The following is a 12,701-nucleotide window of genomic DNA, read 5'->3' as shown; positions in this document are numbered from 1 at the left end:
ACCTTGAATACCATTCAGTGTGAGAACCATGAATAACATTCAATGTGAAAACCCTGAATAAAAGGCAGGTTTAAAAAGGATAGGTAGCAGGCATGAAATCAAAACATTCGCGCAAGGCATGAGCACGCAATGAAGTTATTAAGCACTTTATTCCTCGGTTTATTTATCGGTTCAGGAATCGGTTTTTATTTCGGCGCTCAACACACTTCGAAAACCGAGCATCCTGCAGTATCTGAACCTGCAGCACAGTTTAAACACCCAGCTCAACCTTACACGAATGAAAACGTTGCCTTGCTCATTCAAGCCATTCAGTCAAACAAAATCACTCAAGCCGTTGATGGCTTGCTGTATCAGGATTTTAATCAAGATCAAACCAAAATCCTGTTAAGCGCACTGGATCAGCACCTGATTGCTCTGTCTAATAAAGAACGGTCTAATAATAAAGAACGGTCGAATAATCAAGACTGGCTAACACTGAAAGCCTGGTTGCAGGAACTGAATGGCACCAGCTTAGTCAACGGCCTGATTTATCGCTTAACGGCTCAGGATCTCATTCGTCAACAAAACTACCAACAAGCCCTAGAAACCTTGTTCTCAGGTTTGTCTGTGGCATCCACCAATGAAGAACAAAGGTTCATTCGCGAGGACATACACGTCTTGATTAATCAGGTCAGCGACCTGTTTTTTAAAAATGAACTCAACCTTAGTCAGGAGTACATGGCCGAATTCTTAACCTTTGCCCGCCAGCAGGAACTGGAGTATTTGCCAACCAGCTTGTATCTCGCTGAACTGTTTCAACAGACCGGAGACATAGATCAGGCCATCGCAACGCTTTCCAACCTGCCCTATGATGAGCAACATACCTCCGCCGTTGAAGAGCTGCGCCAAACCATAGAATCAGACAAAGACAATCAAAAAATGCTGAATCGAGGCATTCCGCTGGTACGACACGGCAGCCAATTTTGGGTAGCTGTCAATGTTGGCAACGAAATGGATTTAAAATTACTGATTGATACCGGAGCCAGCTTTACGTCTCTCAGTGAAGACGCCGTTCGCCAATTAACCAACCAAACCACGTCCATCTTCGATGACAATAAGCAAATCAGGGTATCAACCGCCAACGGCTCCACCATTGCGCGCATGTTTACGTTATCGTCTCTTACGATTGACCACGCTGAAATGAAAAATCTCGCCGTGCTTGAAATTGATATGGGAAACGCAAGATCGGACGGGCTGCTGGGAATGAACTTCTTAGGCCAATTCAAATTCCGAATCGACCAGGAACGAAATCTGTTGTTTTTAGAACCTAAAGGGTGAGCGGCAGGCATTCAGCCACAGGCTTATCGATCTTTGTTTTTCCGATAGTCTCCGGGGGTTAAGCCCGTCCACTTTTTAAACGCCCGGTGAAAGGTACTCGCTTCAGAAAAACCCATTTGTTCCGCGATGTCCTGAATACTCAACTCATGTTTATTCAGCAAACCAATGGCGGTATCTCTTCGTAAACCATCTTTGATTTCCTGAAAATTAGTGCCCTCCTCTCTCAGCTTTCTTCTGAGAGATTGCGGTGCTAAATGGACTTGCTCGGCCAACCAGTCAAAATCCGGGAAGTCCTGGGTGAAGTCACGGCCCAACAAGTGGCGAATATGGGCGGTCATGGTGTTTCTGTCTTCCGGTCTCGCCAGTAAATCCGCTGGCGACACTTTTAAAAACTCTTTCAGTACCGGTTCCGTTTGCATGATAGGGAGTTCCAGAAACTGACGATCAAATACCAGCGCCGTTTCCTCTGCATCGAAAATGATCGGGCAGGCAAACAGTGGCCAATACTGATTTTCATGCTCTGGTGCTGAGTAGCCTAACCGAACTTCTTTTAGAGGAATACGACGATCCACCAGCCAACTTGAGAAACGGTGCCATATCACTAACATGCTTTCATGCAAAAAACGATCAGGATCACACTCTAATGCCAGTTTAAAAACCAACAGAACATTGTTTTCCTCGAAACGAATTTCGTGCGTTGAGCCCCCATGAAAGAGCCCATAAAATTCAGACGCCCGCCGTAAAACATGTTCCAGATTATTGCAGTGGATGACAGCCCGACACATCATCGAAAAACTGCCCATAGCCCCTTTTACCGGAGCCAAGCCCATATACTCGTCATCCAGTGTCACCCACAATGACCTCAACAGCACCGCATATTGAGCCGCGCTGACACGATAGTTCGGTTCAGATAAAACGTCGTCAGAGATTCCGGCGGTTGCTAACAATTTATGAATATCTACGCCCTGTTTAATGGCACCTTGCAGGGGCGCCATGACAAAATTTCTGGGAATCGTGTGCGTATTCATAATGCATTTTTGCCAATTATTATGACCTTTACGGTCATGTTCACCGAGTAAATTGAACGTTAGTCTATAGTTTTCGCAACCATAAACACAACTCCCAAGGCGACACTTATGACCCAGCCATTGTCCACTCTCAAGGTTTTGGATTTCAGCACCTTACTGCCCGGACCTTACGCCACTATGCTCATGGCAGACATGGGCGCCGAAGTATTAAGAGTTGTCCACCCGACCAAACCCGACCTGACCGAAGCTCTGCCCCCTATCATCAATGGGATGTCGGCATTACATGCGCAGTTAACCGGCAATAAAACCGCCTTAAAACTCGACCTGAAACAGAGTGAAGCCACTGAGCGCATTAAAGCCCTCATTCTGGAATACGACATTATCGTTGAGCAGTTCCGGCCGGGAGTAATGAAGAGCCTCGGCCTGGATTACGACACATTAAAAGCGCTCAACCCAAATCTTATATATTGTTCCATCACCGGCTATGGCCAAACCGGCCCCTATGCCGATCGAGCAGGCCATGACATTAATTACCTCGCCCTGTCAGGCATTGCCAGTTACAGCGGTACTCAACAACACGGGCCGACACTTTCAGGCATACAAATCGCCGACATTGCCGGTGGCTCACATCATGCAGTGATGGGCATTCTGTCAGCAGTGATCGAGCGTCATCACACCCAAAAAGGGCAACACATTGATATCAGCATGACCGATTGCGCATTCAGTATGAACGTCATCAGTGGTGCCCCTATGTTGGCTGGTGGCGCGACCCCAGGTTACCAGACAGAGTTACTCAATGGTGGTTTTTTCTATGACTATTACCCGACCGCCGATGGACGTTATTTATCGGTTGGCAGCCTGGAGCCAAAGTTCATTCAGCGCCTGTCTCATATTCTGGACAAACCCACCTTGGCACAAAAATCAATGAACCCGACACCGGAAGTGCAAGCCCAAATCAAAGGAACGCTGAAATCAATTTTTCTGAAGAAAACGCTGTGTGAGTGGCGTGAGATTTTCGCCAACGAAGACGTTTGTGTTGAGCCAGTGTTAACACTGAAAGAAGCATCAGAGCACCCTCAGTTGCAAGCCAGAGCAATGATCAGAGAAGGGAAGATAGGCGATAAAACCGTACTTCAGATTTCACAACCCATAAAATTCAGTCACTGAGGTAAGTATCTCATTCAAACGCGCGATGCTTTGCATTGCTTATGCACCGCGCGTTTGAAAAGAAAAGCAGAGCTTTTAGTACGCAAAGGCCTCTGTCACAGTGCCATCCAAACTGCCGCTGTCTATATAACCTACTGCACCAGGTGTACTGGCCACAAAAGCTTTTACTTCCGCATCAGAGGCTTTTTCAGCAGGCGGTTTTCCCTTACCGGTAAACACTTTTTTCGCCCAAAACGATTTGTACTGACTTTCTGACTTACCAACCACCGTATCCAGAAACGAACCTCTGATGGCCGAACCGGCCGCTTGATCAATCGGTTGCGCTTTTGCGCCTGACGGCAAAGATTTCATTTTCCCTAAGAAAATCTTTTTCGCATCCCCTTTCGATAAACCGGAGCCTGCGTCCGCAGGGTTAATAATGACCGAAGTGCCCGCCATAACTAAAGAGGTGAAGAAAGAAAATAAAACAGCAATAACTAATTTCATACGACCCCCTAAAATACTGCGTCAAGAACAACACTGTAGATCATAGTGTCGTCGTCTTCAGGTTCTTTACGATCGGTGTACTGAGCTTCAAATTTAAGCGCAGCAGACGGCATTACGTCCCATCGAACACCCGCAATCCAGCTTTCTTGCAAAGCTTCCGTTTCTAAGCCATCAACGACTGCCTTTAAGTCACGTCCATCAGGTAAAGTAATACCCGCCGGCACAGGATCAGAGAAGCCGGTTTCACCATCATCTTCTTCTTTGGCAAAAGTTAAGTGCGGGGTAAATGCGCCAATCCGCTTACCCACCGAGATCATCCAGCCGGTATCGTCCGGTATTGCACTTCGGTCGTAATCCAGCATGGTCCACTCGGCCACAAAAATGTAATCGTTGTAATCTGCTAATACGGCGGCCTCATAAAACATCACATCGTTTTCATCGACAGCAATATCATCAGCAACGCTGTCGTAAGGGCCCCCCGGCAATAGTGGATTTCTCAATGCCGAGTCCAATGCCTCAATATCATCATTCGTGACCGTCACTGTTGCATAGTGAACACTGCCCCGTAGCGTCAACCAATCGTAATTGGCCGTCAGCACCAAACCTGTCCCATTTTTCAGGTCCAGCTCACTCTCTTGGCCAAACACATCCACTTCGTCACTGTAGGTACCAAAATACACCTGAGCAGAAGTCTCCCAGTCATCCGTTAACCAGGTTGTGTAGTTGGCATCGACGCCGTCAATGGATGAAAAAGGTAAGCGGTAAACTTCTGAAGGTGGGCGAATCCAGTGGTAGGAGTAACCCACATCAATGGATTCTGAATACGCAAAGAACGGAACGCGTAAGCGACCGGCACGTCCGTAGGCTTCATCGTTGATTTCATAACTGACGAACGCCCATTCGGCCTCAAGATCGTAGTCGTCTTTACCACGAGCAACCAGCTGAGCAGTTAAAGACATTTTATCATTAATGGCTGCGGTGGTTTGAATGCCAAGAATAGAGTCTTCGTCGAAGGACACATCTTCGTTGTAGTCAATATCAAGATTCAGTTCATCGTTGCTGGATATCCCACCACCCACTGAAATAAACCCGTTAAAATCCAGTTCAATGGCCCACGCAGGCACAGAGACGGTAGAAGCGGTCATCGCGATCGCTAATAACGGCGACTTCAATCGCATAAATAATTCCTCGAATATATGAATGGGTTCATCTAAAAAGCGCAAACCCTTTGTTATGTCATTCCTTTCTGTTCGTTGCTTTGAAGGTCTGGTTAAAAACTCCATTCAAAGCAGAAGGTTACAAATGTAAACTATAGATAAAAAATACAAATTTGCCCGAAATCCTTATCGTTACCACTCAATCAGCATTCAGTTGACAAATTACATTTTTTACCTGAGCAATCATCTTTCATTTTGTCACCCCAAACACACTTTCTCAGATTCTAAACAATCGAAAAAGCATCGCCGGAGCTGTTCAACTTTTTTTTAACTGAAATATTTAACTTATTGTTATTCATAGAAATTTTACTCGATAAAACACATATCACAAGCAACCGACATATTTATTAACATTTCATATTTTCCCGTTACATAGTCAAACAACCAACACACCAAAAAACCTCTAATCGTCAAAGTATTGAACAATGACTTACTCCTACTAGGGTTAATTTATTCATAACGAATAAGGTAAATGAGAAATGAAAATACGAGTTTCACCCTTGATATTGGCAATACTCAGCGCCTCTGCCACTCAAGTCCTGGCGGATGACGACCTGTCCATTAATGGTTTTTTAAGTGCGGGGGTGGGTACGCTCTCCACAGATGACATTGCCATTAACGGTTACGATGAAGATGTAAGCTTCAAACCGGACACCGTTTTAGGTTTGCAAGTTAGCAAACACATACAAGGTAAGTTCTCGCTTACCGGCCAACTCGTCGCCCGAGGTCCTGAAGAGTTTGATTTAGACGCCGCCTGGGCTTACGCAACATATGACCACAGCGATGAAACCTCCATCCGTTTTGGCCGGCTACGAGCGCCCTTCTTTTACTATTCAGATTTTCTGGAAGTCGGCTATGCCTATAACTGGATTCGCCCCCCTGCCGAAGTTTATCGGATTGGGTTCTCATCCATTGACGGTGTTGATGTCACCCATCAGCTCTATTTTGGTGACATAGATGCAAGCGTCCAAGTCTATTACGGTCGATTTGACGATGATCTCACCATCGGCGGGAATGATGTGGACTTTGATTTGACCAATTTTGCCGGTGTGGTATTCAACGCCTCCATGGAGCCTTTTGCCATCCGGCTCAGCTACCACCGGGCGGCCTTAACCTCTGAAGCATTAAGTGCATCAGCACCACCGACGGACGACGAGTTTTTAGTGGACGAGGACGTCAGTACCTTCCTTGAAAGTGCGTTTGTATATGATGATGGCGACAACCAAGTCGTTATAGAGTTAACAGCCTTAGACCACGACAGCGCCTCTTTAACCGACGATACTGCATTTTTAGTGCATTACGCACGGAGAATGAATGATTTTACCCCTCACATCACTTACGCCCATGAAAAAGACGATGTAGAGTCCGGCTCTACTGGCGATATTCAAAAAGCTGCGGGCCTAGAGAATGAATTAGTCAGCTACATCGCCGGGCTAAGATACGACGTTGAAACCAATGTGGCATTAAAAATTGAAGCCCAATATCGCGATGAAAAAACAAGGTCAGCGGCTGATGGCGAAGACGGCATGTTGTACAGCGCAGCCATTGACATGTTGTTTTAGGAGAATTCAATCATGAACAGTATTAAACAGGTTTTTCTGGCATCTTTACTTGGCACTGCCGTTTTCACAGCACAAGTTCAGGCTGAAACCGCCGTCATTGTGCACCCGGATAACCCCAGCACTTCACTGGCCCCTTCGGAGATCAGCCGTATTTACCTGGGAAAATCCAAAAAATTCCCCAATGGTTCATCGGTCATTCCTATTGATCAAAGTGACTCTGCGGCCATACGGGATAGCTTTTTAAGCTCCGTAATGGAGAAGTCAGCCAGTCAGGTTAAGTCTTATTGGTCCAAGCGTATTTTTACGGGCAAAGGGACACCACCAAAACAAGTAGCGTCTTCTGCTGAGATGAAAGAGCTGGTTGCTTCTAACCCGGCCACCATCGGTTACATTGATGCCAGCGAAGTGGATGCGTCAGTCAAGGTGGTTTATAGCTATTAGCTTTATTCCACAATGTTCTTCAATCACAAAAAAAGCCCATAAAGAGAACCTTCATGGGCTTTTTTAGATCTTAAACGGTTAATCCAACGTTCTAATAAGCCATCACCCGTTATATTTTAAACTGTCGGGTAATCTGAGCCATCTCACTGGCAACATCATTCAGCTCATTGGCCAAACTGCCAAGAGAGGCAGACTTATTCGATGTTTCCTGTGTTTGTGACAGGATGTCGCCCACCGAAGACACAATCTCACTGGACACCTGTTGCTGGCTGGAAACAGCTTCAGAAATACGGTTGTTCATTTCATGAATAGACGACACGGCATCGGAGATTTTTACCAGGGATGCCCCTGCCAACTCGGAGTTAGAAACACTGGTTTGGGCTTGCTCAGTGCCCTTTTCCATGACAGTAACCGCTTCTTGAGAAGCTGAAATCAGTGTATTGATAGTGACATTAATTTCTTCCGTCGACTCTTGAGTCTTGGACGCCAGAGACCGTACTTCATCAGCCACCACCGCAAACCCTCGGCCCTGCTCTCCCGCTCGGGCTGCTTCGATGGCTGCATTCAGTGCCAGCAAATTGGTTTGATCAGCAATACCTTTGATAACACTCAATACCGATCTTACCTGGTCGGTATCGGCTTCCAGCTTACGAATCACCTCAGCCGCCTCAGATACGCCACCAGACAGCGTCTTAATGGCATCCACCGTTTGTCCTACAATATTTTGACCTTGGTCGGCTTCACTGTTGGCGTCCTGAGCACAGTCCACTGCCGCACTGGCATCACTTACAATAGAGTTCATGCTGTCCTGCATGCGATCCACGGCATTTTTTGAGTTTTCCGCTGACAGACGCTGGGACTCAATACTGGTATTTACATGATTCATCAAGTCATTTAACTGGCCCGACAGTTCATTCAAAGGCCCGGCAGCGTTTACCACCTTGCCAATAACCCCTCTGAGCTTGGCCACAAATTCATTAAACCAGTGTACCAGCTCACCAATTTCATCTTCGGCATTGGTTTTCAGCTGTACGGTCAAATCGCCATTGTCCTGGGCAATGTCTTTTAACGAGGTGACGACTTCCTGAATACTGCTACATATCGTTCTGGAAACAATCACAGAGATCAGCAAAATGAAGAAAAACATCACCACACCAATGGTAAGGCCGGTGATTAACATTTTATCGCTCAGCGCTTTTGCTTCTGTCACCATATTGTTGAATGTGGTGTTGTTGGCTTGCCTGAACTCTTCCAAAAGCTCGGAGGTTTTTTCCAGTTTGGACGTCATCTCTTCGGTCTTTGCGCCCAACGAAGAGAAGTCTGCACTGCCATCCAACATGGTTTTTGAAATACCATGGGCGGTTTGATAATAATTGGAAAACGCAGTGGCTAAATCATCCGCTAACCCTTCGGGGTCGAGGCTATTGGCTTCTTCCAGATCTGCAAGCATTTCGGATTTCTGAAGATCTGCATTTTTCAGCATGTCCATCTCATCCGCAGACACGGCACTGGCAAGCATTTCCTGAATGCGTTCCAAACGAACTTTAGAGCGCTCTGCAATTTGCAGTAAGGGAAAAGAAGTGGTTTGAATTTCCCCAACGAGCCTCCCCTGAGAGGAAGACATTCCGTAATTTGCTAAGAAATAAATCGTAAAACCCACTATTGCAGCCAAAGCAATGAAGTAAATTTTTACTTTTACGCTCAGCTTATAGAACCACACCATAAACTACCCCTATAAAAAACTGTGATCTCTAAATAGGTTAGTCTAGTATCTTTAGAGAAACCTACATATAAATTCGGCAGTTACGTTAATAAATTTAGGTAATTATGGAAAATTTCAAAAATAAAGTCGCAGTCATTACTGGCGCAGCATCCGGGATAGGTGCCGCGTTAGCAGAAAATCTGGCCCGTCAAGGCTGTAACCTTGCGTTAGCCGACATCAACGAAAAAGGGCTGGAAGCCATATCCGAGCGTCTGGCTTCTACCGGTGTTCAGATATCACAGCATGTACTGGATGTTGCAAACAAAAAAGCCGTGGAGCGATTTGCCGCTAACGTCATGCAGCAACATAAAGGCGTGAACCTGGTGATCAATAATGCAGGTGTTGCCTTGGCGGAAACCGTTGACCAAATGAGTTACGAAAACTTTGAATGGTTAATGAATATCAATTTCTGGGGTGTTGTTTATGGCACGAAAGCGTTCTTGCCCTATTTAAAACAAAGTACCGATGCCCACATCGTCAACGTTTCCAGTGTTTTTGGGTTGTACGCAGTGCCTACGCAGTCGGCCTATAACGCGGCCAAATTCGCTGTAAGAGGGTTTACTGAGTCCCTTCAGGAAGAACTTAGAATCGAAGATTCTAACATTCAGTGCACTTGTATTTTCCCAAGCGGCATTAAAACAAACATCGCGCAAAACGGCCGTATGGGCAGTACACCGGACAAGTATCATGCCGATGAGTTACGGGATAACTTCGATAAATACGCGCATACCTCGCCAGCCCAAGCGGCGGAGAGTATTTTAAATGCAGTGCGTAAAAACAAAGAGCGGGCACTGATCGGGCCGGATGCTTATGCGATGGACATTTTTCAGCGGTTGATGCCTTCCAAATACAAACAATTGTTTGTTCAGGGAACCCGCCTTGCCAACTGGTGGCGGGATAAAAGAAATACGACGGCTTAACCAGCACACTTCAAGGCCTTCAATCAGAAGGCCTTAGTGTAATTACAACGTCTGCAATTTTTTACAAACCTCAGACATTGCGGACGGAAGGGACTTACAGCGAAGAAACAGTAATACAGTTTCGGCCTGCTTCCTTAGATTTATAAACCGCTTCATCCGCACGGGTGAACATTCCGTTCATTGTTTCAGGTTCCAACGGTGAATTGCTGGCGATGCCAAAACTGGCAGTAACATTCAACCCGGCAGGTTTTAAATTCATAATATTCAAGCGAATCGTTTCCGCCTTTTGTTGTGCTTCTTCCTCATTGCAATGGCTGAGAATCAAAACAAACTCTTCACCACCAAACCGGGCTGCCACATCTTCTTTTCGTACTGAGTTCATTAACAATTTACCAATGGCCTGCAGTACTTCATCCCCCACACTGTGGCCATGTTCATCATTGATCGACTTGAATTTATCAAGATCGACAACAATAAGGCTCAAAGGTGTTTTATGGCGTCGCGACTCCTGTACTTTTTTCGGCCCAACTTCCATTAAAAAGTGACGATTGTATAAACCGGTTAGCTGGTCTTTCATTGCTAACTCTTGCAAGTAACGTTGCTGTTCATTGACCTTATCGACCAGTTTTTTGGTATTCACCAGGTTTTGCACCCGTGCCACCAGTTCCTGATCCAAAACAGGTTTGGCAACGTAATCATTGGCCCCAGAACGGAGCAATTCTATCCTTCGGGACGCATCTTCCACGCCTGAAATTGCCAACACAGGAATATAAGCATTATCAGGATTGGATCGAAACTTTTGGATCAGTTGTGAACCGGTCATTTCTCCTTCAAGAAAAATATCCGTCAAGACCAGGTCATAGTCTTTGTGTTCGAAAGCCAAGCATGCATCTTCTGCTTTAGTAAAATGATCAACGTTCATCCCCATTTTTTTCAAAAAGGTGCATACCATTTTGGCTATGGAAATAGAATCTTCGACATAAAGGATTTCAGCAATCAAGGTGCTGCGCTGAGTGCTGTTCCACACAAACTGGTGCAAATAGGTGGAAAAATCATTGATGTCTGATTTTTTGAAAATTTCAGTGGCGCCAGCTTTCAGTGCACTCACCAACGTAGACTTATCTTCTTCAGAGGTAATCATAACAACGGGAACATTACAGGCGTCGCCCTCCCGGCTTCTGATGTGACGGCACAATTCAATCCCGGACATATCTTTCAGTTGCATAGCCACGCACACTAAGCAAAAAGACTGACCTTTAAGCGCTGCAATGGCCTCTTCGCCATCCACCACGCAAACGGCTTGAAAGCCATGATCCACCAGTATTTCGGAAAGGTACAATTGATAAGATTTAGACGGTTCAATAACCAGTACGTTTAAAACCTGATCCTCGCTGGCTGAGATCATTCTCGGTACGTCTCCAATGTTACGACTCCACTATATTAAGTGCTCAACTATAGTCTAATTTTGTATTAACAATCCAAACAAGGTGCTCATTTAGGTCAATAAAATCGAGTATCAATGCAATTGTTCAAACCCGGCAAGCTTGCAAAACTTAAAAGAACACAAGAGATCATCAAAACGATGACTCACAGACTGCAAATATCAGGCCATGGAGAATTTGATGATTCCGCGTACTCTTTTCGACTCAGATCATGAAAGCTTTAGAGACACTGTCAGAAAGTTTTTGGATAAAGAAGCCGTTCCGTTTCATCCCCAATGGGAAAAAGATGGGCATGTAGACCGAGCCCTTTGGTACAAGGCAGGCGAGCTTGGTATGTTGTGCCCCACCATGCCAGAAGAGTACGGCGGTTTAGGCTGTGACTACCGATACAGTGCAATTGTTATGGAAGAAATAGCCCGGTCGGGTTGTTCCGGCATTGGCTTTCCGCTTCACTCCGACATTGTTGCACCGTACATTCTGCATTACGGCTCTGAAGAATTAAAACACAAGTACATTCCAAAACTCATTAGCGGAGAAATGGTAGGCGCCATCGCCATGACCGAACCCGGTGCAGGCTCAGACCTTCAAGGCGTAAAAACCACCGCCATCGATAAAGGCGACCATTACATTTTAAATGGTTCAAAAACCTTCATCACCAATGGTCAACTGGCAGATTTGGTGATCGTTGTAGCCAAGACAGATCCAAGTGAAGGCGCAAAAGGGACCAGTCTGTTGATTGTTGAATGTGATTGGGATGGTTTTGAAAAAGGTCAAAACCTCGAAAAGATCGGTATGAAAGCGCAGGACACTTCCGAGCTGTTTTTCCAGGATGTTAAAGTCCCGAAAGAAAATTTGCTTGGTGGCGAAGGCCAAGGGTTTGCCTACTTAATGCAAGAGCTGCCACAAGAGCGTCTATTGGTTGGCTTAACGGCCATCGCTTCCGCTGAAGCGGCTTTGGAGTGGACAACCGAATATGTGAAAGACCGCAAAGCCTTCAAAAAGCCGGTGATGTCTTTTCAAAATACGAGATTTAAATTAGCTGAGTTAACGTCTGACACCCTGGCAGGTCGTTGCTTTGTGGATCGCTGCCTGGAGCTTCACCTCGAAGGAAAACTTGATGTGCCAACGGCAGCCGCAATGAAACAATGGACCACCGACCTTCAGTTCAAAGTCATGGACGAATGCATGCAATTGTTTGGTGGCTACGGCTATATGTGGGAATACCCGATTGCCAGAGCCTGGGCTGATGCCCGCGTTCAGAAAATTTACGCAGGCACCAATGAAATTATGAAAGAAATTGTTGCCAGAGCACTTTAAGCGCCTGTATTTAGAACCTCTTTCGTATATAAGGGCTCTATC

The 12,701-nt window shown here is 45.8% G+C and carries 11 protein-coding genes; 6 read left to right on the top strand and 5 right to left on the bottom strand.

Features of this window, described 5'->3' with window-relative positions; genetic code table 11:
* Positions 1-129: 129 nt before the first annotated feature.
* Complete coding sequence (locus ABD744_RS03730) at positions 130-1,317, top strand: retropepsin-like aspartic protease family protein (RefSeq protein WP_344795592.1); 1,188 nt, start codon at positions 130-132, stop codon at positions 1,315-1,317.
* 23 nt (positions 1,318-1,340) lie between these two features.
* On the opposite strand, the gene ABD744_RS03725 is transcribed toward ABD744_RS03730, so the two are convergent.
* Complete coding sequence (locus tag ABD744_RS03725; protein ID WP_344795590.1) at positions 1,341-2,345, bottom strand: AraC family transcriptional regulator; 1,005 nt, start codon at positions 2,343-2,345, stop codon at positions 1,341-1,343.
* 108 nt (positions 2,346-2,453) lie between these two features.
* Between ABD744_RS03725 and ABD744_RS03720 the strand changes: the two genes are divergently transcribed.
* Positions 2,454-3,512: a CaiB/BaiF CoA transferase family protein gene (locus tag ABD744_RS03720; protein WP_344795588.1), complete on the top strand. Its 1,059-nt coding sequence runs from the start codon at positions 2,454-2,456 to the stop codon at positions 3,510-3,512.
* A gap of 75 nt (positions 3,513-3,587) precedes the next feature.
* Here ABD744_RS03720 and ABD744_RS03715 read toward each other — a convergent pair whose 3' ends face one another.
* Together ABD744_RS03715 and ABD744_RS03710 are read right to left on the bottom strand one after the other, a co-directional pair.
* Positions 3,588-3,998, bottom strand: coding sequence for a type 2 periplasmic-binding domain-containing protein (locus tag ABD744_RS03715; protein WP_344795586.1), 411 nt, complete (start codon positions 3,996-3,998; stop codon positions 3,588-3,590).
* Positions 3,999-4,006: 8 nt separating this feature from the next.
* Positions 4,007-5,176 carry a hypothetical protein gene (locus ABD744_RS03710; protein WP_344795584.1) on the bottom strand — a complete coding sequence of 390 codons (1,170 nt, stop codon included), beginning with the start codon at positions 5,174-5,176 and terminating at the stop codon, positions 4,007-4,009.
* A 518-nt stretch (positions 5,177-5,694) separates the two neighbouring features.
* Here ABD744_RS03710 and ABD744_RS03705 point away from each other — a divergent pair.
* Both ABD744_RS03705 and ABD744_RS03700 read left to right on the top strand, forming a co-directional pair.
* Complete coding sequence (locus ABD744_RS03705) at positions 5,695-6,777, top strand: hypothetical protein (RefSeq protein WP_344795582.1); 1,083 nt, start codon at positions 5,695-5,697, stop codon at positions 6,775-6,777.
* A gap of 12 nt (positions 6,778-6,789) precedes the next feature.
* Positions 6,790-7,218, top strand: a complete 429-nt coding sequence (locus ABD744_RS03700; RefSeq protein WP_344795580.1) for a type 2 periplasmic-binding domain-containing protein — start codon at positions 6,790-6,792, stop codon at positions 7,216-7,218.
* 109 nt (positions 7,219-7,327) lie between these two features.
* Here the strand turns inward: ABD744_RS03700 and ABD744_RS03695 are convergent, their stop codons facing one another.
* A complete protein-coding gene (locus ABD744_RS03695; protein ID WP_344795578.1) occupies positions 7,328-8,941 on the bottom strand; it encodes a methyl-accepting chemotaxis protein in 1,614 nt (537 codons plus the stop codon).
* A 104-nt stretch (positions 8,942-9,045) separates the two neighbouring features.
* Here ABD744_RS03695 and ABD744_RS03690 point away from each other — a divergent pair, with 104 nt between their 5' ends.
* The gene (locus tag ABD744_RS03690; protein WP_344795575.1) at positions 9,046-9,900 is read left to right on the top strand and encodes an SDR family NAD(P)-dependent oxidoreductase; all 855 of its coding nucleotides are present in this window, start codon (positions 9,046-9,048) and stop codon (positions 9,898-9,900) included.
* Between the two features lie 94 nt (positions 9,901-9,994).
* Here the strand turns inward: ABD744_RS03690 and ABD744_RS03685 are convergent, their stop codons facing one another.
* Positions 9,995-11,305, bottom strand: a complete 1,311-nt coding sequence (locus ABD744_RS03685; RefSeq protein WP_344795573.1) for a diguanylate cyclase — start codon at positions 11,303-11,305, stop codon at positions 9,995-9,997.
* Positions 11,306-11,522: 217 nt separating this feature from the next.
* On the opposite strand from ABD744_RS03685, the gene ABD744_RS03680 reads away from it, so the two are divergent.
* Positions 11,523-12,659, top strand: a complete 1,137-nt coding sequence (locus ABD744_RS03680; RefSeq protein WP_344795571.1) for an acyl-CoA dehydrogenase family protein — start codon at positions 11,523-11,525, stop codon at positions 12,657-12,659.
* Positions 12,660-12,701 lie beyond the last annotated feature (42 nt).

It is taken from the genome of Litoribacillus peritrichatus (assembly GCF_039537985.1).
Lineage (GTDB): Bacteria > Pseudomonadota > Gammaproteobacteria > Pseudomonadales > Litoribrevibacteraceae > Litoribacillus > Litoribacillus peritrichatus.
This window is presented reverse-complemented; position numbering and strand designations above follow the sequence as displayed.

Excerpts from the sequence above, each read along its gene's own strand:
- ABD744_RS03700 (WP_344795580.1), top strand. The coding sequence starts at position 6,790 with ATGAACAGTATTAAACAGGTTTTTCTGGCATCTTTACTTGGCACTGCC.
- ABD744_RS03715 (WP_344795586.1), bottom strand. The coding sequence starts at position 3,998 with ATGAAATTAGTTATTGCTGTTTTATTTTCTTTCTTCACCTCTTTAGTT.
- ABD744_RS03680 (WP_344795571.1), top strand. The coding sequence starts at position 11,523 with ATGATTCCGCGTACTCTTTTCGACTCAGATCATGAAAGCTTTAGAGAC.
- ABD744_RS03695 (WP_344795578.1), bottom strand. The coding sequence starts at position 8,941 with ATGGTGTGGTTCTATAAGCTGAGCGTAAAAGTAAAAATTTACTTCATT.
- ABD744_RS03725 (WP_344795590.1), bottom strand. The coding sequence starts at position 2,345 with ATGAATACGCACACGATTCCCAGAAATTTTGTCATGGCGCCCCTGCAA.
- ABD744_RS03730 (WP_344795592.1), top strand. The coding sequence starts at position 130 with ATGAAGTTATTAAGCACTTTATTCCTCGGTTTATTTATCGGTTCAGGA.
- ABD744_RS03710 (WP_344795584.1), bottom strand. The coding sequence starts at position 5,176 with ATGCGATTGAAGTCGCCGTTATTAGCGATCGCGATGACCGCTTCTACC.
- ABD744_RS03705 (WP_344795582.1), top strand. The coding sequence starts at position 5,695 with ATGAAAATACGAGTTTCACCCTTGATATTGGCAATACTCAGCGCCTCT.
- ABD744_RS03720 (WP_344795588.1), top strand. The coding sequence starts at position 2,454 with ATGACCCAGCCATTGTCCACTCTCAAGGTTTTGGATTTCAGCACCTTA.
- ABD744_RS03690 (WP_344795575.1), top strand. The coding sequence starts at position 9,046 with ATGGAAAATTTCAAAAATAAAGTCGCAGTCATTACTGGCGCAGCATCC.
- ABD744_RS03685 (WP_344795573.1), bottom strand. The coding sequence starts at position 11,305 with ATGATCTCAGCCAGCGAGGATCAGGTTTTAAACGTACTGGTTATTGAA.